23 protein-coding genes are annotated in these 26,051 nt (G+C 42.0%); all 23 read right to left on the bottom strand.

Annotated features, from left to right (window positions below; translation table 11 throughout):
• On the bottom strand, positions 1-303 hold a 303-nt coding region (locus AC0KTX_RS01310; protein WP_474250415.1), incomplete at its 3' end, for an HflX-like GTP-binding protein.
• Positions 304-561: 258 nt separating this feature from the next.
• The gene (gene spoVK, locus AC0KTX_RS01305) at positions 562-1,521 is read right to left on the bottom strand and encodes a stage V sporulation protein K (RefSeq protein WP_474250414.1); all 960 of its coding nucleotides are present in this window, start codon (positions 1,519-1,521) and stop codon (positions 562-564) included.
• A gap of 315 nt (positions 1,522-1,836) precedes the next feature.
• The gene (gene hfq / locus AC0KTX_RS01300) at positions 1,837-2,064 is read right to left on the bottom strand and encodes an RNA chaperone Hfq (protein ID WP_474250413.1); all 228 of its coding nucleotides are present in this window, start codon (positions 2,062-2,064) and stop codon (positions 1,837-1,839) included.
• 28 nt (positions 2,065-2,092) lie between these two features.
• On the bottom strand, positions 2,093-3,049 hold the full coding sequence (miaA, locus tag AC0KTX_RS01295; protein ID WP_474250412.1) for a tRNA (adenosine(37)-N6)-dimethylallyltransferase MiaA: 957 nt from the start codon (positions 3,047-3,049) through the stop codon (positions 2,093-2,095).
• 199 nt (positions 3,050-3,248) lie between these two features.
• Positions 3,249-5,141 (bottom strand): DNA mismatch repair endonuclease MutL, encoded by a 1,893-nt coding sequence (gene mutL / locus AC0KTX_RS01290; protein ID WP_474250411.1) that lies wholly within the window; start codon positions 5,139-5,141, stop codon positions 3,249-3,251.
• 5 nt (positions 5,142-5,146) lie between these two features.
• Positions 5,147-7,744 (bottom strand): DNA mismatch repair protein MutS, encoded by a 2,598-nt coding sequence (gene mutS / locus AC0KTX_RS01285; protein WP_474250410.1) that lies wholly within the window; start codon positions 7,742-7,744, stop codon positions 5,147-5,149.
• Positions 7,745-7,858: 114 nt separating this feature from the next.
• Positions 7,859-8,413 carry an outer spore coat protein CotE gene (locus AC0KTX_RS01280; RefSeq protein ID WP_474250409.1) on the bottom strand — a complete coding sequence of 185 codons (555 nt, stop codon included), beginning with the start codon at positions 8,411-8,413 and terminating at the stop codon, positions 7,859-7,861.
• A 442-nt stretch (positions 8,414-8,855) separates the two neighbouring features.
• Positions 8,856-9,284, bottom strand: coding sequence for a YlbF/YmcA family competence regulator (locus AC0KTX_RS01275; protein WP_474250408.1), 429 nt, complete (start codon positions 9,282-9,284; stop codon positions 8,856-8,858).
• Position 9,285: 1 nt separating this feature from the next.
• Complete coding sequence (gene miaB / locus AC0KTX_RS01270; RefSeq protein WP_474250407.1) at positions 9,286-10,827, bottom strand: tRNA (N6-isopentenyl adenosine(37)-C2)-methylthiotransferase MiaB; 1,542 nt, start codon at positions 10,825-10,827, stop codon at positions 9,286-9,288.
• A 269-nt stretch (positions 10,828-11,096) separates the two neighbouring features.
• Entirely contained in the window at positions 11,097-11,963 is an 867-nt protein-coding gene (locus tag AC0KTX_RS01265; protein ID WP_474250406.1) for a 2-oxoacid:ferredoxin oxidoreductase subunit beta, read from the bottom strand.
• The gene (locus AC0KTX_RS01260; protein ID WP_474250405.1) at positions 11,964-13,703 is read right to left on the bottom strand and encodes a 2-oxoacid:acceptor oxidoreductase subunit alpha; all 1,740 of its coding nucleotides are present in this window, start codon (positions 13,701-13,703) and stop codon (positions 11,964-11,966) included.
• Positions 13,704-13,953: 250 nt separating this feature from the next.
• Positions 13,954-14,214 (bottom strand): stage V sporulation protein SpoVS, encoded by a 261-nt coding sequence (spoVS, locus tag AC0KTX_RS01255; RefSeq protein WP_003181955.1) that lies wholly within the window; start codon positions 14,212-14,214, stop codon positions 13,954-13,956.
• 196 nt (positions 14,215-14,410) lie between these two features.
• Entirely contained in the window at positions 14,411-15,205 is a 795-nt protein-coding gene (locus AC0KTX_RS01250; RefSeq protein ID WP_474250404.1) for a TIGR00282 family metallophosphoesterase, read from the bottom strand.
• An 81-nt stretch (positions 15,206-15,286) separates the two neighbouring features.
• The gene (gene rny / locus AC0KTX_RS01245; RefSeq protein ID WP_474250403.1) at positions 15,287-16,846 is read right to left on the bottom strand and encodes a ribonuclease Y; all 1,560 of its coding nucleotides are present in this window, start codon (positions 16,844-16,846) and stop codon (positions 15,287-15,289) included.
• Positions 16,847-17,298: 452 nt separating this feature from the next.
• On the bottom strand, positions 17,299-18,360 hold the full coding sequence (gene recA, locus AC0KTX_RS01240; RefSeq protein ID WP_474250402.1) for a recombinase RecA: 1,062 nt from the start codon (positions 18,358-18,360) through the stop codon (positions 17,299-17,301).
• Between the two features lie 102 nt (positions 18,361-18,462).
• Complete coding sequence (locus tag AC0KTX_RS01235; protein ID WP_474250437.1) at positions 18,463-19,713, bottom strand: competence/damage-inducible protein A; 1,251 nt, start codon at positions 19,711-19,713, stop codon at positions 18,463-18,465.
• A 24-nt stretch (positions 19,714-19,737) separates the two neighbouring features.
• Positions 19,738-20,316 (bottom strand): CDP-diacylglycerol--glycerol-3-phosphate 3-phosphatidyltransferase, encoded by a 579-nt coding sequence (pgsA, locus tag AC0KTX_RS01230; protein WP_474250401.1) that lies wholly within the window; start codon positions 20,314-20,316, stop codon positions 19,738-19,740.
• A 101-nt stretch (positions 20,317-20,417) separates the two neighbouring features.
• Entirely contained in the window at positions 20,418-21,305 is an 888-nt protein-coding gene (locus AC0KTX_RS01225) for a helix-turn-helix domain-containing protein (RefSeq protein ID WP_474250400.1), read from the bottom strand.
• A 15-nt stretch (positions 21,306-21,320) separates the two neighbouring features.
• Positions 21,321-22,112 (bottom strand): DUF3388 domain-containing protein, encoded by a 792-nt coding sequence (locus AC0KTX_RS01220; protein ID WP_474250399.1) that lies wholly within the window; start codon positions 22,110-22,112, stop codon positions 21,321-21,323.
• A gap of 148 nt (positions 22,113-22,260) precedes the next feature.
• Positions 22,261-22,518 (bottom strand): DUF3243 family protein, encoded by a 258-nt coding sequence (locus tag AC0KTX_RS01215; RefSeq protein WP_474250398.1) that lies wholly within the window; start codon positions 22,516-22,518, stop codon positions 22,261-22,263.
• A gap of 116 nt (positions 22,519-22,634) precedes the next feature.
• On the bottom strand, positions 22,635-23,345 hold the full coding sequence (gene ymfI / locus AC0KTX_RS01210) for an elongation factor P 5-aminopentanone reductase (protein ID WP_474250397.1): 711 nt from the start codon (positions 23,343-23,345) through the stop codon (positions 22,635-22,637).
• 20 nt (positions 23,346-23,365) lie between these two features.
• Positions 23,366-24,652, bottom strand: coding sequence for an EF-P 5-aminopentanol modification-associated protein YfmH (gene yfmH, locus AC0KTX_RS01205; RefSeq protein ID WP_474250396.1), 1,287 nt, complete (start codon positions 24,650-24,652; stop codon positions 23,366-23,368).
• Positions 24,649-25,920 (bottom strand): EF-P 5-aminopentanol modification-associated protein YfmF, encoded by a 1,272-nt coding sequence (gene yfmF / locus AC0KTX_RS01200; protein WP_474250436.1) that lies wholly within the window; start codon positions 25,918-25,920, stop codon positions 24,649-24,651. Before yfmF ends, yfmH begins: the two co-directional genes overlap by 4 nt.
• Between the last annotated feature and the right edge of the window lie 131 nt (positions 25,921-26,051).

The raw sequence follows: 26,051 nt of genomic DNA, 5'->3' as shown, positions 1-26,051 counted from the left end.
GATGACTTTCACCTGTAAATCATACGCTAAATTTCTTTGCTGGCTCGGCGAAAGTTCATCATTAAATATGACAAGATCCACTTCCAGCTCTTCAACTAACCGTTTCACCTCTGCCAATTTGCCTTTTCCGATATAGGTTGAAGGTTCAGGACGCAAACGATTTTGAGTGCATACGGCCAACACGTTTCCGCCAGCTGTTGCCGTCAGCGACTTCAGTTCCTCCATGGAATAAAAAAATGGTTCCTCATCTGTTTCAGGCAATCTCACCCCAACAAGGATGACTTTTTCATTTTGCTGATTCACCTTCTACCTCCTTGTCAGCTAAATCAATATAGGAAAACAGTTCAAAATTAAGATTACCAAATAGAAGCCATTTAAGCCATTGAAAAAATAGAATCGATATTCTCGGCTTTTTCAAGTAAGATCCATCCCTATCTAGCTGCCAGCTATTTTCCATCGATTCATCTGTTTTGAAACGAAAAAAAAGCAGCCTTCCCGACTGCTCTCGCCCTTCTTTAGCTCCAATTTTTGCGTCAATTTTTCGTTTTAGTGCTCCAGCTTTCAAACCGTTAAGATCAGATCTTCTTCTTTTACAAGCTGCAAATCTTCTTTTCCGTATTTATCCGATAAAAGTAGCCTCATTGCTTGGGCCCGAATGGATTTTTCAATAATGTTCCGCACATACCTTCCGTTTGAAAAATTTGTCGGATGAGTGGAGTGTTTGACCTTTTCTAAATGCTCCTTTAATTTGCTTTCCGCCTCTTTGCTGAAGCGATATTCTTTTTCCTCCATCATTTTTCCTGCAATTTCCATCAGTTCATCGACTGCATAATCGGGAAAGTCAATGACAATCGGAAACCGGGACTCCAGTCCGGGATTTAAGGATAAAAAACGATCCATCTCTCTTGGATACCCGGCTAAAATCAATACAAAATCGTGCTGCTTATCTTCCATATGTTTTACAAGGGTATCAATAGCTTCCTTGCCAAAGTCTTTTTCTCCTCCGCGGGCCAAGCTATACGCCTCATCAATAAACAAAATGCCGCCGATCGATTTTTTTACAAGATCGCGCGTTTTTTGCGCAGTATGGCCGATGTATTCACCGACAAGATCCGCTCTTTCGGCTTCAATTAAATGTCCTTTGGAAAGTACGTTCATTTGAAAAAAAAGCTTGCCGATTAGGCGGGCAACCGTTGTTTTTCCCGTTCCCGGATTTCCTTTAAACAACATGTGAAGTGCTTGCCTTTCCGTTTTTAAACCTTGTTCTTCCCGCTTTTTATTGACAAAAATCCATGCATATATTTCTTTTAACAGTCGCTTCACTTCTTCCATTCCTACTAAAGCGCCCATCTCCTGTTCAATTTCCTTCAATACTTCGTGTCTGGTGGCCGTTTTCGGAAAGGATAGATCATAAGCATTTGCTTTATCCTTTTTCGCTTCTTGGTCAGCTTTATTTTGTCCCAATACAATGTTAATTTGACCGTTGTTTTTAAAGGTGACTGCTTGTTCCAATGGCCTCACCCCGCATTTGCCCCTATTTTGATTCATTGTTTTATAGGATTTATGAAAAATATGTTGGAAAAGAAAGTTTCATTATTTATTTGTATGCTTTCACCCAAGCGGTACAAACCTTTTTTTCAAAAAAAAGAAATGGTTTTATCCATACAGGCAAAACGGCACTCTCCGGATACAAGCTGCAATCATCCTGCTCCGCCTAAAAGCCGGATGTTCCTTTGCCGTGAAATAGATTGTTTTTCCTTGCCGATTTATCAACTATCCGCCTATTTTCCACTCCATAATGTGAAAAAACCGGAGAAGAGATCTCCGGTTTTGGGTTTACGATTCAAACTCAATTTGCACGTTTTTTTGCGGAGCAAAAGTTGAAATCGCGTGCTTATAAATTAGCTGCTGTTTGCCATCCGATTCAATGAGAACCGTAAAATTGTCAAATCCTTTTACTTGCCCTCTAATTTGAAAGCCGTTTAGAAGAAATACGGTTACATAAATTCCTTCCTTCCGCAATTGGTTTAACACTTGGTCTTGAATATTAATCGATTGCTTCATCATTCGTCCTCCTCATATCCTCTATATGTTAATATTTCTTCTCAAGTAGCAGCTTTCCTGCTACATAATGAAAAATTTCATTTACTTTTTCTTCCAATGACACTGGGGGTGTCATATCAAACCACTTGACATCCATTTTGTTGCGGAACCAAGTAAATTGTCTTTTTGCATACCTTCTCGTATTTTTCTTTAAAGTTGCAACCGCTTCTTCCAGCGAAACATTGCCATCAAAATATTTGTATAATTCTTTGTAGCCGATCGCCTGAATCGACTGAACATCCCGGATTCCTTGATCATAAAGCCTTTTTACTTCTTCCACTAAACCTTCCGCAAGCATTTGATCCACCCGATCGTCAATCCTTTTATATAAAACGGCACGTTCCATCGTCAATCCGATGATCGCCGCATTGTAGCGTTCCTGTTCTTCTTGCTCCTTTAAATGTTCGCTCATGCTTTTTCCCGTAGAATAAAAGATCTCCAAAGCGCGGATCACTCTTCTTGCATTGTTCGGATGAATCCTTGCTGCACTCTCCGGATCCACTTTTTTTAAAAGATTATGTAACGCAATATTTCCTTGTTCATGCAGCATTCTTTCAAATCGTTGTCTGTATGCCGGATTTGATGAATTTTCCGTAAAATTGTAGTGATATAAAACGGCTTGAATATATAATCCGGTGCCACCGACAAGAATCGGGATACGGCCATTTTTGGCAATTTCCGATATTTTTTCGATGGCAAGTTTTTGAAAATCGGCCGCTGAAAAGTCTTCCGTCGGTTCTTTCACGTCAAAAAGGTGGTGGGGGATTCCTTCCTTTTCTTCCTCTTTAATCTTTGCGGTTCCCACATCCATCCCTTTATAAACTTGCATCGCATCCCCGTTTACAATTTCGCCGTTCAGTCGCTTCGCCAGTTTTACACTTACTTTTGTTTTTCCTACCGCTGTCGGACCAATGATGACGACAAGCTTCTCTTTTTCTTCCGTCATTTCCATCACACTTTCGAAAACACATTCATGTTCATGTTACCACTATTTCACGGAAAACACCAATATATTCTTTCCTATTTTGGCTCATTTTATACGGTTTGTCCTTGTTTTGCCAACTGCCAAAACAAGCGGCAATGTGCGGAAATGCCAGCAGACAGGAAAATTCCGGCCGCCATCTCATGTTCCTGCTGTCAAAAGCCTACATCACCCGCTTGAACATCTTTTCAAGTTCATAAGTTGAAAAATGAATGATGATGGGACGGCCGTGCGGGCATGTGAATGGATCTTCCGCTTTACGAAGCGATTCCAATAATGCAAACATTTCTTCGTTCCGCAAATATTGATTCGCCTTGATTGAACCTTTGCAGCTCATCATGATTGCAGCTTCTTCGCGCAGTCGGTGAATGTCGGCTTTTTTTGTTTTCAGCACCTGCTCAATCAGTTCTTCGATTACTTCTTTTTCCTCCCCCTTTGGAAACCATGTCGGGTGGGAGCGGACGATAAAGCTGTTCGGTCCAAAGCTTTCTAAAAACACCCCTACCTTTTTCAGTTCTTCGATATTTTCCTCAATCAGCACTGCTTCATCAGCCGCAAAATTTAATGTCAACGGCACAAGCATTTCTTGCAATTCGTTTGCAACTTCGCCCACTTTTCTTCGGTAATATTCATATTTAATCCTTTCTTGAGCCGCATGCTGGTCAATGATATATAAACCTTTTTCATTTTGCGCCAAAATATAGGTGCCATGCATTTGTCCGATCGGATACATTGGCGGAATCCGGCTTTCCTTTGCCTCTTTCTTGTCCATTGTTTCTTCTTCTTTTTCTTCTTCTGTGCGTTTTGTTGATTGTTTGTTGACCTCTGACAATGGATCCGTATGGGAAGGTTCTGCCGTTTCTTCCACAAAAACCGGTTGCTGCTGTCCAACAGATTTTTCATTGTCAATAAAGGCGTGAGCCTCTTGGTTCCCTGCATCCATTTCCATTTTTAACGCAAAAGAAGGTTTAGGATGTTGAGGTTCCTTGACAGTTTGATGTTCAAATTGAAATTGCTGCTGTTCGCTGAAAGGCTTGGATTTTTTGACCGTTGCAAGTGATGGTATCAGCGTTTTTTTCTTGAAGGCCTCCTGAATGCCGTTGACAATCAGTTCATATAATTCCGTTTCTTTGCTGATTCTCACTTCAAGTTTTGCCGGATGGACGTTGACATCCACTAAAACCGGATCCATTTCGATTTGCAGATGGACGATCGGATATCTGCCAATCGGCAGCAGCGTATGATATCCTTCCTCAACCGCTTTGGCAATTGCATAGTTTTTGATGAATCTCCCGTTAATGATGGTTGAAATATAATTTCGCGAAGCCCTCGTCACAACGGGCAATGATAAATGGCCGTGAATGTCAAAGTCCAAGGAGCGGAGATGAACCGGAAACATGTTTTTTGCGACCGGCACCCCATAGATGGCGGCGAGAACTTGTCTGACATCACCTTTCCCGTTCGTATACAAAAGTCTTTTGCCGTTATGAGTAAATTGAAAGGAAATCTCCGGATGGGAAAGAGCCAGCCGGTTGACCACATCGGTGATTCTCCCCAGTTCCGTATGGAGGCTTTTCATATATTTTAATCGCGCCGGCGTATTAAAAAACAAGTTCGTGACGGTAATGTCCGTGCCTTTTCGGCTGGCGGCTGTTTCTTTTGTTTTGATTTCCCCGCCGACTACCGTCATTTTGGTTCCCGGTTGATCGCCTGTGCTCGTTTTCAGTTCAAGATGGGAGACCGAGGCGATCGACGGCAATGCTTCGCCGCGGAATCCGAGCGTCTTTATACGAAATAAATCGGTCTCATCCTTAATTTTACTTGTCGCATGCCGTTCGAAAGCCATTTCGCAATCATCTGGCTCCATTCCGTCGCCATTATCGACAACGCGAATTTTGCTCAAACCTCCTTCTTCCGCTTCAATTTCAATAACTGTGCTGTTGGCATCAATCGCATTTTCAACGAGCTCTTTCACAACGGAAGCAGGTCTTTCCACAACTTCGCCTGCCGCAATCTTGTTCGATAATGCATCATCAAGGCGCACAATTTTTCCCATACCGATCACCTATTTTTTAATTTCTTTTGAATGTCGTACAATTTATTTAACGCTTCAAGAGGCGTCATATCTAATAAGTCAAGCGACGAGATGATCGATAGCACCTCTTTTTCTTTCGCTGACAGTTTCTTTCCTGTTTCTTTTTTCTTCTCTGCTGTTTCATCCCCGAAAAATGAAAGCTGGCTCACTTTTTCCGGTTTATCCGCCATTTGCCCTTCCGTTCTCTCTTGTTTCTGTTCTCCCTCAAGCTTGTCCAAAATTTTTTTCGCTCTTGCAATTAACGGATCAGGCAGCCCAGCCAGTTCGGCGACATGAATGCCATAGCTTCGATCTGCAGCTCCTTCCTCCACTTTATGGAGAAAGACTACTTTCCCGTCTTCTTCCACGGCTCGTACGTGGACATTTTGCACATTTTGCAAGGCATCCCCAAGAACTGTTAATTCATGGTAATGAGTGGAAAAAAGCGTTTTGGCTCCGATATGATCGTGAATATATTCAATAATAGCTTGCGCAAGAGCCATGCCGTCGTAAGTTGATGTTCCGCGCCCTATTTCATCAAAAAGAATTAAACTTCGATGTGTTGCATGTAAAATCGCATTTTTCGCTTCCAGCATTTCCACCATAAACGTGCTTTGCCCTGAAACTAAATCGTCGGCCGCGCCGATCCTCGTAAAAATTTGATCAAAAATCGGCAAAACCGCTTCACTGGCTGGAACAAAACAGCCGATTTGCGCCATGATCGCCGTTAAAGCGATTTGGCGCATATAGGTGCTTTTGCCTGACATGTTTGGACCAGTAATTAACAAAATCGTTCGGCCTTCTTTCATCAAACAGTCATTCGGGACATAGTTTTCAGATTCCAGCACCTTTTCGACAACGGGATGCCGCCCGTCTTTTATCAAAAGCTCCGCATCGGAAAACACCGGTTTTGTGTAATGCCTTTCTTCGCTTATCACCGCAAAGCATTGCAGGCAGTCAAGTTCTGCCACCTTCTTTGCTAAAAGCTGCAATCTAGGAATATATTGCTTTACTTGATCGCGAATTTGGACGAACAATTCATATTCGAGATCAACCATTTTGCCTTCCGCTTCTAATATCAAAGCTTCTTTTTCCTTCAGCTCGGGCGTAATGAATCGTTCGGCATTGGCCAGCGTTTGCTTTCGTTCATATCTTCCTTCTTCCAGCAAATGAAGGTTTGCTTTCGTAACTTCAATATAGTAGCCGAACACTTTGTTATAGCCGACTTTCAGCGACTTTATGCCTGTCTTTTCCCGCTCTTTCTTTTCCAATTCGGCAATCCACGTTTTTCCGTTTTTGGCGGCATCCCGGTAACGGTCTAATTCGTGATGGAAACCGTCTTTGATAATGTTCCCTTCTTTGACGGAAAGGGGCGGCTGTTCCACAATCGCCTTTTCAATCAATTGTGTCAAGCTTTCGCAAGGGTCAAGATCATGTAAAGTTTGATCAAAAATGCGATTGTTTAAAGAAGACAACAAAAGGCGGATTTGCGGTATTTTTTCAAGGGATTTTTTTAATTGAACAAGATCCCTTGCATTTGCATTTCCGAACGCAACTTTTCCGGCCAGCCGTTCCAAATCGTATACTTCCTTCAAAAGCTCCCTCAGTTCTTCCCTTTCAAAAAAATGGTCCATCAGCGTTTCGACCATGCTTTGCCGCTTTTCGATCTCCTTTTGATCAATTAAAGGGCGGTCAATCCATTGCTTTAAAAGGCGGGCTCCCATCGCTGTCTTCGTTTCGTCCAACAGCCAAAGCAAGGTGCCTTTTTTCCCTTTTGAGCGGATCGTTTCCGTCAATTCCAGATTCCGCTTTGAATACATGTCCAGTTTCAAATATTGATTTAATTGATAAAACTCCACTTTTTGCAAATGGTCCAGCGTGCGTTTTTGCGTTCTCCGCAAATAATTAAAGAGTCTGGCAAATGTTTCTTTTAACCGTGTATCCGGCAAATGTCCGGTAATAGAGGCCATTTGCTCGGAAATTGAAGAATCCGTCTCAACTGAAAAAGTGACCGTTTGCCGTTCCAAAATCCGTTTTTTCCATTCATCCGATAATTCCTTATCAATGACAATCTCTTTCACTTTGCGGGAATAGAGTTCACTTAAACAATCTTCCATTGTCGAAAGCTGCGTAACATACGATTCTCCTGTCGTAATATCCGTCAAGGCCAAGCCAATAAAAGATTCAGAAAGTGTGATGGAGGCGATGAAGTGGTTTTCCTTCTCGCCGATCCCTTTTCCTTCCATCAGCGTCCCGGGAGTGATCAGCTGAACGACCTCACGCTTGACAACTCCTTTTGCCTGCTTCGGATCTTCTGTTTGTTCGCAAATTGCCACTTTATACCCTTTTTCAATCAGCTGTTCAATATAGCTTGCTGCGGAGTGGTATGGAACCCCGCACATCGGAATTCTTTCTTCGCCGCCTCCATCGCGGCTTGTCAATGTTATTTCAAGTTCTTGTGATGCCTTAATGGCATCTTCAAAAAACATTTCATAAAAATCGCCCAAACGAAAAAATAAAAAGGCATCCTGATAGTCTGCCTTGATTTTCAAATATTGCTCGATCATTGGCGTGTATTGTGCCATGTTCATCCCCCAATTTATGTATCACTTACTACTTTATTATAGCATAAACGAGAGTATCCCGATGAAATGATCAAATAATAAAAAAACTAGGAAGCGAATCCTCCTAGTTTTTTATTATTCTTCCGGTTCCCCTTCAAAAAATTCAGGGCTTAAATCTTCCATCTCCTCCTCTAAATCTTTTTCCCAATCTTCCCATTCATCATCGGATTCAGAAAGTTGGTTCGGATGAACGGCTACCACAACTTTTGTTTCGCCAATGACCTCTGCCAAAAACTCCCTTTCAACTTGAACGACGATGTTTTCCCCGTTTGGAGATATTGTCACTTCCAAGCAATTCGGCTGTTGGAGTACGCGGGCGATCACTTCATGTTCATCATCCAAATATTGGTCATCTTTATATCTTAATTTCAAAACATCCGAATATTTGACCCGTTCCGTTACCACTTCCGTTTTGGTGTTTTCATCAAATGAATACCAAACATTGATATCGTATGTTCCTTCAATTTCAACCGTCTTTCCTTTTTTTTGCGCATCATATTTATGATTTATGATCCAACCACCTAAAATGCTTGCCGGTTTCTTATTGGGGCAAATCGTATGTGTCGCTTGTGTAAACTTTCGTCCCTTGGCCACCACTGCTTTTGTTATAATTTCTCTGTATTCAGCCATTTGCCGAACCCTCCTCAAACAATCGTAAAAAATTTTGAAATGGACAGGCCTTCTCTTTCCATAAAAGCTTCTAATTCATTCTATGCAAGAGCTTGAAAATATGTACGAAAAATTTAGAAGGTTTATTACTCATTTTTTGACGTTTTTTTCGATTGAAGAGGGTTTTGGTGGGATAACAAAGTGTTGAAATGTGATGCTATCGTTTTTTGAGAAGGAGAATGCCGGTTGGCAGTTGAACTGAATTGGACAAAGTTCGAAAGGAAAATCAGACGAATCAAGCGGCTGTCCGAAAAGAAAAGTGGTTTTTCAGCCTGAACTTTGAAAAGCTGTTATATCAACATTCTCGGGATTTTACTTTACGAACATAAAAGACTAAAATGGACTTTTTAGACAGCCCCTGTTCTGCTTTACAAAAATATCGTGCTGATCCCATCAGCACGATTTAATGGCAAGTCCCTTTCAACTTGTTGCGAACTTGTGCGCCGGTTTCTCCCGTTAAAAGGTTTCCTCCGGTTGTTCGAATGATTTCATCTGTTACATGGTTTGAGATGGTGTTGGCAACTAGTTGAAGAAGATCATTGACTTCGATTTGCGATTCTTTAAATTGCTGGACAATCGGAATTTGATCTAATTCCTCATAAAGTTTGTCGATTTTCTCTTCTACTTGTTTAAGGGCTTCATGCTTGCCGAAATGCTGGAAATTGACCGCCTGCTTTTGCAAACTTTTGATGCTGGCAATCATTTCGCGAACCTTTTGATTTTCATTAATTTGCGCCTCAGCCTTTTTAAAAAAATCGACCTGGTCGGTTTCCGCAATCATTTGCGCTAGTTCCTTTGCTTTTTCCAAAATATCATCTTTCGTATAGCCCATGTTATTTCACCCCAACAGTCTCTTCGATTATTTCCCCATCCAGCGTCCAAGTTTTTGCTTTCGTAATTTTCACTTTGACAAGCTGGCCAATGGCCGATTTCGGGCCTTTAAAGTTGACAAGTTTATTTTTTCGCGTATACCCAGCCAAAATGTCCGGATTGTTTTTGCTTTCGCCTTCCACCAATACTTCAACCACTTTTCCTTCGTATTCCCGCATTTTTTGGGCGGAAATTTCATTAACAAGGGCATTTAACCGCTGCAGCCGTTCTTTTTTCACTTCCATCGGGACATTGTCTTTCATTTTTGCGGCTGGCGTGCCTTCACGTGGAGAATAAATAAACGTATAGGCGCTGTCAAATCCGACTTCACGATATAAAGACAGTGTTTCTTCAAATTGTTCCTCCGTTTCATTCGGGAAGCCGACAATGATGTCTGTTGTTAACGAAACGTTCGGGATCGCTTCTTTAATTTTGCGGACAAGCTCCAAATATTGTTCACGCGTATATTTTCTCGCCATCAACTTCAAGATTTCCGAGCTTCCCGATTGAACAGGCAGGTGAATGTGATCGACCAAGTTGCCGCCTTTTGCAAGAACTTCAATTAAACGATCGTCGAAATCTTTCGGATGGCTCGTTGTAAACCGGATTCTGGCAATATCGATTTTCCGCAATTCATCCATTAAATCACCGAGGCCGTAATCGATATCTTCAAAGTCTTTTCCGTAAGCGTTAACGTTTTGGCCAAGCAATGTAATTTCTTTATATCCTTGGGCAGCCAGATGCCGGACTTCTTGAATGATATCTTCCGGACGCCGGCTCCGCTCTTTTCCGCGCGTATACGGAACGATGCAATACGTGCAAAATTTGTCGCAGCCATACATGATGTTGACCCATGCTTTGATATTGCCTTTGCGGACTTTCGGCAAGTTTTCAATGATATCTCCCTCTTTAGACCAAACTTCTACAACCATTTCCTTCGACATGTAGGCTTCTTTCAACAAAAACGGAAGCCGGTGGATATTGTGGGTCCCGAAAATGAGATCTACGTATTGGAACTGCTTCAAAATTTTGTTGACGACGGATTCTTCCTGCGACATGCAGCCGCATACACCTAAAATCAGATCCGGCTTTTCCATTTTGAGCGGCTTCAAATGGCCGATTTCGCCGAATACTTTATTTTCCGCATTTTCCCGAATGGCGCATGTATTTAGCAAAATGACGTCCGCTTCTTCTGGAATGTCCGTCGGTTCATAGCCCAACTGCATAAAGATGCCTGCCATCACTTCCGTGTCATGTTCATTCATTTGGCAGCCGTACGTGCGGATATAAAATTTTCTCCCTTCTCCCATTCCTTTGAGTTCATCTGGAATGTCAAAATCTTTATGATATTTGATTTCTTCTTTGCCCCGTTTTTTTGCATCTTTTAAGGAAGGGGGGATGTAGACCCGTTCAAAATATTTGCTGTAATCCTTTTCGGATTTTTTGTCCGAAGGATTAGCTGCTGCAATTTGCCCTGTTAGTTCAGCTCGTTGCTTTTCGTTCATTTTATATCTCCTTTCAGAAAATATCTTATATTGGAACATTGTTAACGTACAATTTATCATTATAAACGTTATTAAAGAATATCACAATGAAATATTTTTCATGATTGTTAAGACCCCGCTGGATTTGCATACAAAATCAGGAAACTTTTTTCCATGCGCCGCAACTGAAAAACGATCCGTCTTCCTTGATGTTTTCATCCGCCGGTTGACGGAGATCAACTTTTTGCCATAACCTCTCTCCATAAAAAAAGAAGAGAGGAAAACCTCTCTTACATAAACTCAGCTACCAATTGGTTGAACTGTTCTTCACTCAGTTTCAGGTTGGCTTTAGCAAGCGGCGTTTCGCCAAACCCCGGAACGAGTTCTTCGTATGATTTTTGTTCTTTATTTTGATAGATTAGGCCTGTGACAAGTCCGTTATGATCCATTAACGTCCGCATTGCCATTTTTTTGTCGGACGGATCATATCCTTCGAGATCACTCAACTTCGTCAAATTTTCTTTAAACCAGTCGTACGTATTAATTTTATTGTAGGTGACGCATGGACTGAACACATTGATAAAGGAAAAGCCTTTATGCTGAATCGCCTGCTCGATTAATGATGTCAAATCCTTCAAATCAGACGAAAAGCTTTGAGCCACAAATGTCGCTCCTGCTGTCAAAGCCATTTCAATGACAGACAGAGGGGATTCAATAGAACCTTGCGGCGTGCTTTTCGTTTTAAATCCAAAATCGCTTCTTGGCGATGTTTGCCCTTTTGTTAACCCGTAAATTTGGTTATCCATTACGATATACGTAATGTCAATGTTTCTGCGCATTGAATGGATCGTATGCCCTGTGCCGATGGCAAAACCGTCGCCATCGCCTCCAGCCGCAATAACGGTTAAATCTTGATTCGCCATTTTCACACCTTGGGCAATCGGCAGCGCCCGACCATGTATTCCATGAAAACCGTATGAATGGATGTATCCCGAAATCCGGCCTGAGCAGCCGATCCCGGAAATGACAGCAAGCTGATGAGGTTCTAAACCGATATTTGCCGCTGCTCTTTGGATTGCTGCTTGGACGGAGAAATCGCCGCAACCTGGGCACCAGTTCGGTTTTACATTGTTGCGGAAGTCTTTAAAAGTGGCCATTTAGAACATCTCCTTGCTTTGGGAATAAATTTCGTTTGGTAAAAACGGATTGCCATCATATTTTAAAAGCGAATGAATTTTATCCGCATATCCAACATTCATTTTTGTAATATTCGCCAATTGCCCTGTTGCATTATGCTCGACAACGATGACATGTTTGGCTTTTTCAATCAGCGGGCGCAACTCGTCTTTCGGAAACGGATGAATGAGGCGGATGTGCGCATGGTTTACTTTCACTCCGTCATTCTCTAACCGATCCATTGCTTCTTCAATAGCGCCGCGCGTTGAGTTAAAACCGATAAACAAGATGTCCGGCTCATCATGATGGATGTTTTTATGAACTGGATTATGAAATTTCACTTGCTGCAATTTGCGCAGCCGTTTCTCCATTTGCGCTTTCCGATTGCTTGCCGCTTCTGACGGTTTTCCTGTTTCATCATGTTCTACCCCTGTTACGTGATGAATTCCGTTTTTCATTCCAGGAAGAACCCTTGGAGAAATACCATCTTCTGTCAATTGATACCGTTTAAATGATTCTTTATTTTCCTGTTCTTGAAGTTCCTCTTCTTCAACGAGCTTTCCGCGGCGGATTTGGATTGCTTCATAGGAAAGAGGTTCAACCGATTGTTTTCCTAAAGAAAGCTGCAAATCGCTTAAAATAATGACTGGGCATTGATATTCTTCCGCCAAGTTAAAAGCTTCCGCCGTATCATAGAAAGCTTCCTCCGCTGTGCTCGGCGCAATGACGATTTTCGGAATTTCGCCGTGATTGCCGTAAATCATCGCCATCAAGTCGGATTGCTCCTGTTTTGTCGGTAGTCCTGTGCTCGGTCCCCCGCGCTGTGTATCGACAATGACAAGCGGCGTTTCCGTCATTCCAGAAAGCCCGATCGATTCCATCATCAAAGATAAACCTGGGCCTGCAGAAGCGGTAAAGGCTCTTGCACCGGCATAATTAGCGCCGATTGCCATTGTTGCTGCCGCAATTTCATCTTCCGTTTGAATGACTGTCCCGCCAAGAGCCGGCAGTTTTTTAATCAAATATTCCATAATTTCGGAAGCCGGCGTTATCGGATAGGCAGCCATAAACCGAGCTCCTCCAGCTATTGCGCCAAGTGCAATCGCATCGTTGCCGATCATGAACAGCCGTTTTTTGCCGTCCGCTTTTTCCAAATGGTAATCGGTGCGATCAAAACCTAATTCTTCTTTTAAATATTGGGCGCCTTTTCGAATGGCTTCCATATTTTTCAGGACGACTTGTTCTCCTTTTCTCCCATATGTTTCTTGAACGACTTCTTGAAACAATGATGGCTCAAGATCCAAAACAGCGCTTGTCGCTCCAATGGCCACCATGTTTTTCATCAAGGAAGTTCCTAGTTCTGTCGCAATTTCTGTAAAGGGGACCGCATATAAGGAAACATTGCTGCCTTCCGGAATTTTTGGCTGAAACTTCGAATCTGCCAGGACAATTCCCCCGTCTTTCAATTCATGAAAATTAAAGTCTATCGTTTCTTGATCAAAAGCGACAAGTATATCTAAATCATCGCTGATTGCCCGCACCTTTGTCGTGCTGACGCGAATTTTATTGTTTGTATGCCCTCCTTTAATTCTGGAAGAAAAATGACGGTATCCATATAAGTAATAACCAAGACGGTTGAGCGTTATTGCGAATACTTCTCCTGTACTTTCAATTCCTTCTCCTTGCTGTCCGCCAACTTTCCATGAGAGTTGATTTACCATTTCCTATGTACACTCCTTCGGATTTAAAAAATCTGGAAAAACGTAATGATGTGCAAGGTCTATGAATCTATGTTCATAGATTTTTGTTAAAAACCTAAACGATTTCAATTTTAGACCTATCATCTCAAAAAAACAAGCATCTTCCCCCAACTTGTTTTATCTAAATTATAATAAAACCGATCGAGTTTCTCAACATTAAAATAAAAAAACAATCTGATTCCCTGAAAAGAGAATCAGATTGGGCGAAAACTTATCTAGGCTCCACTATCAGCTTAATGGCGGTTCGTTCTTCCCCATCAATTTGAATATCAGTAAAAGCAGGAATACAAATCAAATCAACTCCGCTTGGAGCAACAAATCCTCTTGCAATCGCTACCGCTTTAACAGCCTGATTTAGCGCACCTGCCCCGATCGCTTGAATTTCCGCTGCTCCTCGTTCTCTTAACACCCCTGCAAGCGCTCCAGCGACAGAGTTTGGATTAGATTTTGCTGAAACTTTTAATATTTCCATTCCTGGTACCCCCTTCATTTTTTACAATAGTTCGTGAACATTCATTGGATCAAATGCTGTTAGATGCATTTTTCAGGAAGACTCATCCCCTCTTGAACAATTGGGTTGTTGGGTTTTATCCCATTGATACTATATTCACTAAATACTTTTTGTATTCCTGCTTGGTTTATCATTTTTTTAAAAATTCTCATTTTGGTTATTCAAAATACAGATGGTCATCATTAATGAGGATCCTTTTGATCGATTTTCCTTTCCCGCTTCTTTCTTCAAGTTCAATGAAAACAGCATTCAGTTGTCCCCGGCCGTCGGCAATTTCAAAACGAATGGGGAGGCTTGTTAAAAATTTTTTCAATACGGCTTCTTTTTCGACACCTAATATGGCGTCATAAGGACCCGTCATCCCTACATCCGTAATATAAGCGGTTCCTTTCGGCAAAATTCTTTCATCAGCTGTTTGAACATGCGTGTGCGTTCCTACCACAGCGGATACGCGGCCATCCAAATACCAGCCCATCGCTTGTTTTTCGCTTGTTGCTTCCGCATGAAAATCGACGAAAATATACGGGGTTCGTTTCAATGCTTCATTAAGCAGTTCATCCGCTTTGCGAAACGGACAGTCGATCGCAGGCAAAAACGTTCTGCCTTGTAAGTTGATGACAGCCAATTCTTTTCCTTCCACCGGTATATACAAAATTCCTTTTCCTGGCGTCCCTTCAGGAAAATTGGCCGGCCGAACGATGTTTTTGGCTTCATCGATAAATTCAAATATTTCTTTTTTGTCCCATGTGTGGTTTCCCATCGTGATCACTTGAGCCCCGTAGGAAACCAGCTGTTGATAGATTTTCAACGTCATACCTTTCCCATGCGCCGAGTTTTCGCCATTGACAATAACGACATGCGGGTCAAATTTTTGTTTCAATTTTGGCAAATATTGCGCCATCATTTCTCTTCCTTTTGCCCCGACCACATCTCCTATAAATAGCAATTTCATTGATGAATCCCTTTCTAAACTTTTATTTTCATTTTTGCATAAAGCGGAAAAAAAATAAAGCGGTGCCTTCCCCGCACCACTTTATTTTGCATATTCAACCGCATGCGTTTCACGTATAACCGTCACTTTAATATGACCAGGATAGTCAAGTTCTTCTTCAATTCGTTTTCTGATGTCTCTCGCCAGCCGGTGTGCTTCCAGATCATCAATCGCATCGGGCTTCACCATGATTCGGACTTCGCGACCCGCCTGAATGGCATACGATTTTTCCACGCCTTCAAACGATTCGGAAATTTCCTCTAATTTTTCAAGGCGGCGGATGTAATTTTCAAGCGTTTCGCTTCGGGCCCCAGGTCTCGCCGCTGATAAGGCATCAGCTGCGGCGACAAGAACGGCGATGATCGATTTTGGTTCCTCGTCACCGTGGTGGGAAGCAATGCTGTTGATGACAACTGGATGCTCTTTATATTTTGTCGCCAGTTCAACACCAATTTCGACATGGCTTCCTTCCACTTCATGGTCGATCGCTTTTCCGATATCATGAAGAAGTCCTGCCCGTCTAGCCAGCATTTCGTCTTCTCCAAGTTCGGCTGCCATCAACCCAGTAAGGAACGCAACTTCCATTGAATGCTTCAAGACATTCTGTCCGTAGCTCGTTCTGAACTTTAATCTGCCTAATATTTTGATCAGATCCGGATGCAGGCCGTGCACACCGACTTCAAATGTCGTTTGTTCTCCGACTTCGCGAATATACTCGTCTACTTCACGGCGTGATTTTTCAACCATTTCTTCAATTCGCGCCGGATGAATGCGTCCATCTTGAACAAGCTTATCAAGAGCAATTCTAGCCGTCTCCCGCCGAATCGGGTCAAATCCGGATAATATCACAGCTTCCGGTGTATCATCAATAATTAAATCAATCCCTGTCAACGTTTCAAGGGTGCGGATATTCCGTCCCTCACGGCCGATAATCCGGCCTTTCATTTCGTCATTTGGCAAATTGACGACTGAAACGGTTGTTTCCGCCACATGGTCTGCAGCGCATCGTTGAATAGCAAGCGAGAGAATTTCCTTCGCTTTCTTGTCCGCTTCTTCTTTCGCCCTCGTTTCAGCGTCTTTTATCATGACGGCAATGTCATGAGACAGTTCTTTTTCCACCCTGTCCAAAATGATTTGCTTCGCTTCTTCGCGAGTCAGACCGGAAATTCGCTCAAGTTCCGCTTGTCCTTGTTTAACCATCTCGTCCACTTTGCTTTCCATCTCTTCAATATGCTGTTGTCTTTCGTTTAGAGAATCTTCTTTTTTATCCAGCATCGCCTCACGTTTATCTAATGATTCGTCTTTTCGATCAAGATTCTCTTCTTTTTGCAATAAACGGTTTTCTTGTTTCTGAAGTTCATTTCTTCTTTCTCGTATTTCTTTTTCGACGTCTAATCGAAGCCTATGAATTTCATCCTTTGCTTCCAGCAGAGCTTCTTTTTTCATCGCTTCCGCATCGCGCTTCGCATCCTCAAGAATTTGCTCAGCGGCGTTTTTTGCACCGCTAATTCTCGCTTCAGCAATGGATTTTCGAACAAAATAACCAACAACTGCACCGACGATTAGGCCAAGCAAAATGGAGATGATTTCAATGAGTCCCATTTTTTCACCTCCTCTTGCTATGAACTTGTCATAAAAAAAGTGTCGGCATATACCATTTGCTCTTAGATTGAAAATTTTTCATAAAAGTTGCTAATATAATGCAAAAATATACATATTCATTTTAAATGTGTGGATAACCCTTGTCAAGTTTTCATCTTGTCATTTCAAGGCGGCAAAAAAAGACGGGCGATTGATGCCGGTCCAATTTCAGCGCTTTTTGTTAAGAGGGTTCCTAAAAATTACCTTGGAATGGGGGCTTATTTGTGCTGCCCACAATTTGAGAAAGTGGGCGGCCACAACCGATCCAACAAAGAAAAAACCGGATAAAATTCAGAAGAAATTCTCAGTTCAAAAAAGGAATAAATAACCAAATAGTAAAGAAAGAAACAGAGGCTGTCCCCAAAAGGTCGGTTTAACGACCTTTGGAGACAGCCTCTTTTTTGTTGGTTCTATTATTCTTCTGGAAAGTCAAATTCTTCCTGACTTTCTTCAGATGACTGATCTGATTCAAGTCCGTAAGCTTTGCGGATTTCCAGTTGGATGGCATCGCAAATTTCCGGGTTTTCCCGCAAGAACTGTTTGGCATTTTCCCTTCCCTGTCCTAAACGTTCATCGTGATATGAATACCAAGAACCGCTTTTTTGAATAATATCCAATTCCGTGCCGAGATCAATGATTTCCCCTTCCTTGGAAATTCCTTCTCCGTACATAATGTCCACTTCAGCTGTTCTAAAAGGCGGTGCCACTTTGTTTTTGACAACTTTGATTTTCGTTTTGTTGCCCACCATATCGTTTCCTTGCTTTAACTGTTCCGCTCTCCGAACTTCAAGACGCACGGAAGAATAAAACTTGAGCGCGCGGCCGCCGGGTGTCGTTTCCGGATTGCCGAACATCACACCGACTTTTTCCCGAATTTGATTGATAAAAATGGCAATTGTTTTCGATTTGCTGATGGCGCCGGAAAGCTTCCGAAGTGCTTGAGACATGAGACGCGCTTGCAATCCGACATGCGCATCGCCCATCTCTCCTTCTATTTCAGCCTTTGGAACTAGCGCCGCCACCGAATCGATGACGATGATGTCAACGGCGCCGCTGCGAACGAGCGCTTCCGCAATTTCAAGCGCCTGCTCCCCTGTATCCGGCTGTGACAAAAGCAATTCATCTATGTTGACACCTAAATTTTGCGCATAAACAGGGTCTAGTGCATGCTCCGCATCTATGAACGCTGCCTGGCCACCCAAAGCTTGAACTTCTGCAATTGCGTGAAGAGCAACAGTCGTTTTGCCAGAACTTTCGGGACCGTAAATTTCAATAATCCGCCCGCGAGGATATCCTCCTACGCCAAGAGCCGCATCCAATGCCAATGAACCGCTTGGAACAGTCGAGACTTTTCGCTCGGCCTGTTCGCCAAGTTTCATAATGGATCCTTTCCCAAATTGTTTTTCAATTTGTTTTAATGCCATTTCTAAAGCCGCTTGACGGTCATTATTCAAAACTTTTTTCCTCCTTTTCATAGCTTCACATTTAATATATCGTGTTTTTAGCTAATTGCCAAGAAAAAAGGGAACATTTATTCGTTTTTTTATTATCTCTAGAGAAAAATCAAAAAACCGGCATTACCGGTTTTCCATCTTATTTATTAATTTCATTAAATAGTGGCAGCCGTAGTTGGATGTTCTTCGTCTTATTCCGTCACGGGAACCGGAAAGATGGAGTTCATAGACCTTTGCAGGATCGCTTTCAAACTGTACGCCAATATAAACGGTGCCGACTGATTTTCCTTCCGAAGGCTCGGGGCCAGCGACGCCTGTAAAACTAATGCCGATGCTTGCGTTCATCAGTTTTTTTACCTTTTCCGCCATTTGTTTTGCACAATCGCCACTGACTGCACCGGCCGTTTTCAATGTTTCTTCTTTTACACCAAGCACATGCTGCTTAATTTCATTTGTATAACAAACAACTCCGCCGCGGACAATTTTGGACGCGCCCGGAAATTGCGTAAGCTGTTCACAAAAAAGCCCTCCAGTTAAACTTTCGGCTGCTGCAATCGTTAATTGTTTCTCCTTCAGCAAATTCATCAACTGTTCGTGGAGGGAAGTCTCTCCATATCCATAAAAATATTCGCCAACGCGTTTTAAAATTTCATGTTCCATATCATCGATCAGTTTCCATGCAGCTTCTTCGTTTTCATGCTTGGCAGTCAGGCGCAGCGTTACTTCGCCGTCTTTCGCCAAAGGTGCAATCGTCGGATTTGTCTGTCCGTCAATTAAATCTTCAAGATCAGTTTCCAACTGCGATTCTCCGATGCCAAAAAAACGCAAAACTCGTGAGATGATTTTTTCTTTTAATTGAAATTGCTTCTGCAAAAATGGAATGCCATATTGAACAAACATCGGTTTCATTTCCTTCGGCACACCGGGCATGAGCATATAGACAATCCCATCCGTTTCCAAAGCCATGCCCGGCGCCATCCCATAATGGTTTGGCAAGATAGTGGATCCTTCTATGACAAGCGCTTGTTTGCGGTTGTTATCCGACATGCTTCTCTTTGTTTTGGCAAAATATTGTTGAATATTTGCCATCGCCTCTTGATCTAGGACAAGCCGTTTCTTCATACTGGAAGCAATCGTCTCTTTTGTTAAATCATCTTTTGTCGGACCGAGGCCACCCGTAAAAATAAGGCAATTGGATCTTTTTTGAGCAACTTGTATGGCTTGCATAAGCCTTGAAGCATTGTCACCGACAACAGTGTGATAATAAACATTGACGCCGATTTCCGCCAGCTTTTGCGAAATAAATTGGGCGTTTGTGTTGACAATCTGGCCGAGCAAAAGCTCCGACCCGACCGCAATGATTTCAGCATTCACTTTCATAAAGGCTCCCCCATTGAATTATTTTGAATTTGTAAATGCGTGCTTGTTTTTCGCAAAATAATCCCACCCCGACCAAATCGTGAAAACCAAAGCGATCCATAAAGCAAGATCTGCGAACGGAAATGCAATCAATGCAAAAGGAAGATTGTGCAGGAGAAGGGCGGAGATCGCCACAATTTGCGTCCACGTTTTGATTTTCCCAAGCATATTGGCGGCCACCACTTCCCCTTCCCCTGCAAGGACAAGCCTCAATCCTGTGACAGCAAATTCCCTGCTGATGATGATAATGACCATCCAAGAAGGAGCAGCTCCCATTTCCACTAATATGATGAGAGCAGATGAAACAAGCAATTTATCCGCAAGCGGGTCTAAAAATTTCCCTAAATTGGTCACAAGGCCAAGCTTGCGCGCGTAGTGGCCGTCAATCCAGTCAGTTGTCGACGCAATGATAAAAATGATGGCGCCGACAACATGTTTTACAGGGATTGTTTCTTGTCCAAATTCCCATTCTCCCCAGTGAAAATCAGCAAGCATGACAACCATAAAAACGGGAATAAGCAAAATTCTAGCTACTGTAATTCGGTTTGGTAAATTCATCTTCGGCCTCCATTGCATCAAAGTGTATTAAGACAGAAAAAGCCATCTGGACAAGATGGTCTTTTTCCTTTTGCATGTCTCCATTGCTTGTATTATGGAAATTATCCGTTATTCTTTCCCTTTTGGAATACAAACACCATGTCTTGACGAACTTGTTCATTTGGATCAATTTCATAAGGAACCGCTTGGCCATTTACATAAATGGCCGCAAATCTGGCATCGCCAATGACGATCCGAATTTCTTCTTCGGCAGAAACGTTGACTGTTTGTTTTTCGTTTTGATGCATCATTTGGGCTAAAAACGATTTTCCTTTTGTATTTTTCACTTCAATCCATGAATTGCCGCTCGTTTCGATATCAATGACAAACCGGTCTGTATTGGCCAGTTCATAAACGGTTTCTTTTTTCTTCGTCTCTTTTACCGATATCGTTTGCTGCGTTTCCTTTCCTTGAGCGGCTTTATCTTTGGAAGGCGATTCTTCCGTTTCGCCAACGTTTTCCTCTGCCTGTTTATTTTCCTCTTCTTTCTTCGGTTCAACGCCTGATGTTTCGATTTTTACGGAATTGGTTCCATCATCAGTTTGTATGCTTTCGTCATTGCTTCCCTTCTGAACCAGAATCCAAATGATAACCGCCGCCAATAATACTGCTGCAATCACCAAGATCTTCGGCAAAAAATCGAGCGCCTTGGAAGCCTTGCTTGGCTCCTTGTACGTTTTTACCCTAGACAATTGCTCAGGCATATCTTCATATGTATTTGGAAGTTCATGCTGATACTGTTCTAAAATTGCTTCCGGATCAACTCCAACAGCTTCAGCATACTGTTTAATAAATGCGCGCACATAAAAACTGCCGGGCAGAACATCGAAATTCCCTTCCTCAATCCCGACCAAATAGCGTTTTTGGATTTTTGTCATCTCTTGCAGTTCATCAAGAGAAAGGTTTTGCTCAAGCCTTTTTTGTTTCAGATGGTTGCCAAGCTCACTCAACACGTACCCACCTTTCTATATGTCAAATCCGTGAAAATAAGGATGGTCAAACGGCTGTTCTTTACCGATTGGGTCATATGTAATGTCTTCGTCTGGATGATGGCGAAGCTCAATAATGTAATCAAAATCGTCCATGCTATATTCCGAATTTTGTACAAAAATATCCGGGTGCTCAACAACCTTTGTCGCCGGAAGGCTCATGATTTCCCGAACCAGCTGCCAATGCTGTTCCGTTCCTTGCCGTCTTGAAACAATTCCATCCAATATGAAAACGTTATTGACATGATATTCATCGGCAAATAACCGATCCCTTACCGTCTGCTTGAACAATGTGGAAGATAAAAAAAGCCAACGTTTATTCGCGCAAACACTGGCAGCAACAATCGACTCCGTTTTGCCGACGCGGGGCATTCCCCTGATGCCGATTAATTTATGCTCTTTCTGCTTAAACAGTTCCGCCATAAAATCAACGAGAATTCCTAGTTCGTCCCGTACAAACCGAAATGTTTTTTTATCATCCGCATCCCGTTGAATATAAACGCCATGGCGAACGGCAAGACGGTCTCTCAGCTTGGGCTGTCTGAATTTGATCACTGTTATATTATCCATAGTCTTTAAAATCGATTCAAGCCTTTTAATTTGTTCGATGCTGTCGCATCTCAAAAGCATTCCTCGGAACATATCATTGACGCCATTTATGGTAACAATGTTGATTTTCAACATCCCAAGAAGCGATGATATATCTCCCAAAAGCCCCGGACGGTTTTTTTGAATTTCATATTCTAAATACCATTCGTACGCTGCCACTCTCCAACCCTCCAAACAACCACCTATAACTTATAATAAATCATTTCAGATAAAGAAGAAAGGATTATTACGGGAGAAGAGGAAATTTTGCTGAATAAAAAAATAAGGGCACCCTAGCGGTTGGCGTAGGTTGCCCGGAAATTGCGCCTCAATGTGTACCATTGTTTTGTACAAGCTTTAACATCATGTTGGCAATTGCCTGTTGCTCTTCTTTTGATGCAACACTCCAAAGATCATGAAGGATTTTTTCTTCTGGGTTTTTCGGTTCCACTTGATTAGCCAAATAATCACCAATTTCATAAGCTAAATTGGATATTACATCTTTGGACATGCCGCCGCTTTGCGCCTGGTGAAGGCGGTCCGCCAAAAAGTCTTTCCATTGGCTCCAATTATCTAGCACTGACATACGTTCCCCTCCTTTACTATTTGTTCAATGTTATTTTTTCTTTTAAACCTTTTTTTATACGGAGGGATGAAACGAAAAACTGCAGGATGACTTGGAAATGCTGCTTAATGAATCATTTAACAATACCAGCCGCCATTGACGGAAATCACTTGACCTGTTATGTAGGAGGCACCTCCCCCCGCAAGGAAAACAACGGCATCGGCAACTTCTCGAGGATTTCCCATTCTTTCCATAGGAATTTCCTCCTGAATGTTTTTTCTTTCTGCTAATGAGAACTGTGCATTCATTTTCGTATCGATGAACCCGGGGGCGATGGCATTGACTCGAATATTGGAAGGCGCCAGCTCTTTAGCTAACGCCTTGACAAAAGCAATTTGCCCTCCTTTTACCATTGAATAGACGGTTTCACAGCTGGCTCCAGTCTGCCCCCAAATGGAAGAAATAAAAATGATGCTTCCGTTTCTTTTTGAAATCATGTTCGCAACCAGCCTTTGGGTGATGAAGAAAGGAGCTGTCAAATGAAGGCGGATCATTTGATCATATATCTCTGGAGAGACTTCTTGAATGATCCCATAATGAGTAATGCCGCTCGCAAACACAATCACATCGACGGCAGCAGACATTTGATCCAGCAGAATTTCCACCCCTTTTTTCGATGATAAATCTGCTTGAACAGGAATGATATGGTTGTATTCAGCCGTTAAGGTCTCAAGAGATTCGCCATTGCGAAAATAATGCGCAAAAATTTGATACTTTTCCTTGGCAAGTTTTTCGACAACCGCTTTTCCGATTCCCCCGCTTGCCCCGGTTACTAACGCTGTTTTCATGTTTCCTCACCCAGATCCATTCATTTCGGTACCACCTGGCATACGGTCATCTGCTTTTCTTCGACCGCATCGTTTAAAACGGCAGTAATGTCCTTCATTGTGATGTTTTCCAATGCAGGAACGATATCAAATAGATTGATGTCATAAAATTTGTATCTCGTAAATTGGTTTGCGATAAATTCTGGTGAATTGAATGCCCTTAATAAGGAGCCGATTTTTTTCTTTTTGGCATTTTCCAGTTCTTCCTGCCGAAAAGAACTTTCCCTCGATTTCAGCAGTGTTGTTTGAATCGATTCCGCAAGATTATCTGGCTGATCCGTATCTCCTCCGATAATGGCAAAACCGAAGCTGTATTCTTCCGTGTAATCAAAGCTGAACGTATCATCGATAAGCCCCTTTTCATACATTTCCAAATAAGCCTTCGAGCTTTTTCCGAACAGCATTTCTAAAATTAAACCAATTGTGAGCTCATATATAAGCATTTCATTGCCTGTTCTAAAAGGTTTTTTCGCTTTTAAGCCGACTAAGCATTTCGATGATTGAACATGCATAGGAATTTTTTCTAAAGGCTTTAGTACTTCTTCCCGTTCATGAACTTCTTTTTTTATTATCTCATTTTGCGGTTTGAAATCTTTTTGTTGCTGATTTTCTTCCACGAGCTTAATGATATGCTCAGGGTCAACCGGTCCAACGACAAAAAGCAGCATGTTGCCGGGATGGTAAAAGGTTTCATAGCATTCATAAAGCAAATCTTTTGTAATGTTTTGAATCGAATCAACTGTACCGGCAATGTCGATACGGACGGGATGTTTTTCATACATGTTTTGAATAAGGCCAAAATAGAGGCGCCAATCGGGATTGTCCTGATACATATTGATTTCTTGGGCAATGATGCCTTTTTCCTTCTCGACCGTTTGCTCCGTAAAATAAGGACTTTGCACAAAATCGAGCAGCGTCTCTAAATTTTTTTCAACGTTAGACGTGCTGGAAAACAGGTAAGCCGTTCTTGTAAAAGAGGTAAACGCATTCGATGAAGCACCTTGTTTGCTGAATGATTGAAACACATCGCCGTCTTCTTTTTCAAACAGTTTATGTTCCAAAAAGTGGGCTATTCCGTCGGGCACTCGAATCATTTCTTTTTTCCCTAACGGAACAAATTCGTTATCAATGGAACCGTATTTGGTCGTAAAGGTTGCATACGTTTTATGAAACCCTTTTTTCGGGAGTATATAGACATCCAACCCATTATTCATTTTTTGATAATAAAGGGTTTCTTGAAGCTGATCAAAAAAAATTTCTTTCATCACAATGAACCGCCCCTTTTTAAAAAATAGATAGTATCAAGCTCGATTTTTTGCGCCAATTGAACAATATCATCTTTATTGACTTTTTCCACTCTTTCCATCCATTCGTCAATCGACCGATTCGTTTTGGCCACCACGTTATGATATAAAAGCTCGGCCATGCCGCTGGGAACATCGATCGTCTCTAAAAGCTGATTTTTGATCACCGCTTTTGTTTGCTGCAGCTCTTCATTTGTGAAATCTCCTTTTTTCATCGCCTCCATTTGCTCGTGTATAATGGAAAGCGCCTTGTCATAGTTTTTCACTTCGATTCCAGACATAACGAGCAGCAACCCTTTATGGCTTTCAATTCGGGAAGAAGCATAATAGGCAAGACTCGCTTTTTCACGAACATTCCGAAACAACTTTGAGTGTGGGAAACCGCCGAAAATGCCGTTAAAAACATGTAAAACAAAATAATCGTCATCGGCAAATGTTGTGTGCGTCCGATATCCGATATTCAGCTTCCCCTGTGTCACATCTTGTTCTTCTATCACCTCGCGGACACCGTTCACCTGTTTTTGGACACTGTTCACTTGAACATGCCGGCTGGAGCCGGACAGGTGAAAATTTTTCTCGACGATTTCTTGAATGTGTTGAGGATCTGCGTCGCCTATAACATAAAAATCAACTTCATTGCTGTTAAGCATATTTTGATAATATTGCGTCAATTGAAATGCTGTAATCTCTTGAACATGTTCCTTCTCGCCGTTGACATGCAGACGGTACGGTTCCGATTTGCACATTTCCTGAACTAAACGCAAATTGGCATAGCGCATTTTATCATCATAGGCCGCTTGGATTCTTTGTTTTAATGTTCGTTTTTCCTGTTCTACAATTTCTTCACGAAATGCGCCGTTTTGAAGCGGGGGGGAAAGAAACACTTCTGAAAGAAGTTTAATCCCTTTTTCCAACAAAGGTGTTTGGTTTTTCAAAAACTTTTCGTTTGGTATCTCCATGCGAAAGGTCATAATATGATGTTCACCTTTTTTCGATAAATCAACTTGCAGCGTTGCACCATACAATTCATCGAGATATTTTCTCAGCTGCGTTGTAGTCGGATAAGTTTTCGTTCCTCTTTGCAGCACGTGGGGAAGAAGCGCTCTCAAGGTAACGTTGTTCTCATCTAACGGTGCCTTTACTTTTAATATGAGCGAATTTGTTTTAAACGGCAGAGCTGCAATTGTATGTAATCTCATCCCTTTTACATTCGTTATAAGCTCATTTAATATTCCCATGTTATCCCTCCTGCTTTCCAGCAAATAGTTTTATTTAAACATATTGTTGCCTATCAACTTGAGAAAAGAACAATGTCATAATAGTAATTATATCAATCGTTGGAGAATGAAGGAAACGAAATACG

It is taken from the genome of Aeribacillus sp. JST-2 (genome assembly GCF_056032925.1).
This window is presented reverse-complemented; position numbering and strand designations above follow the sequence as displayed.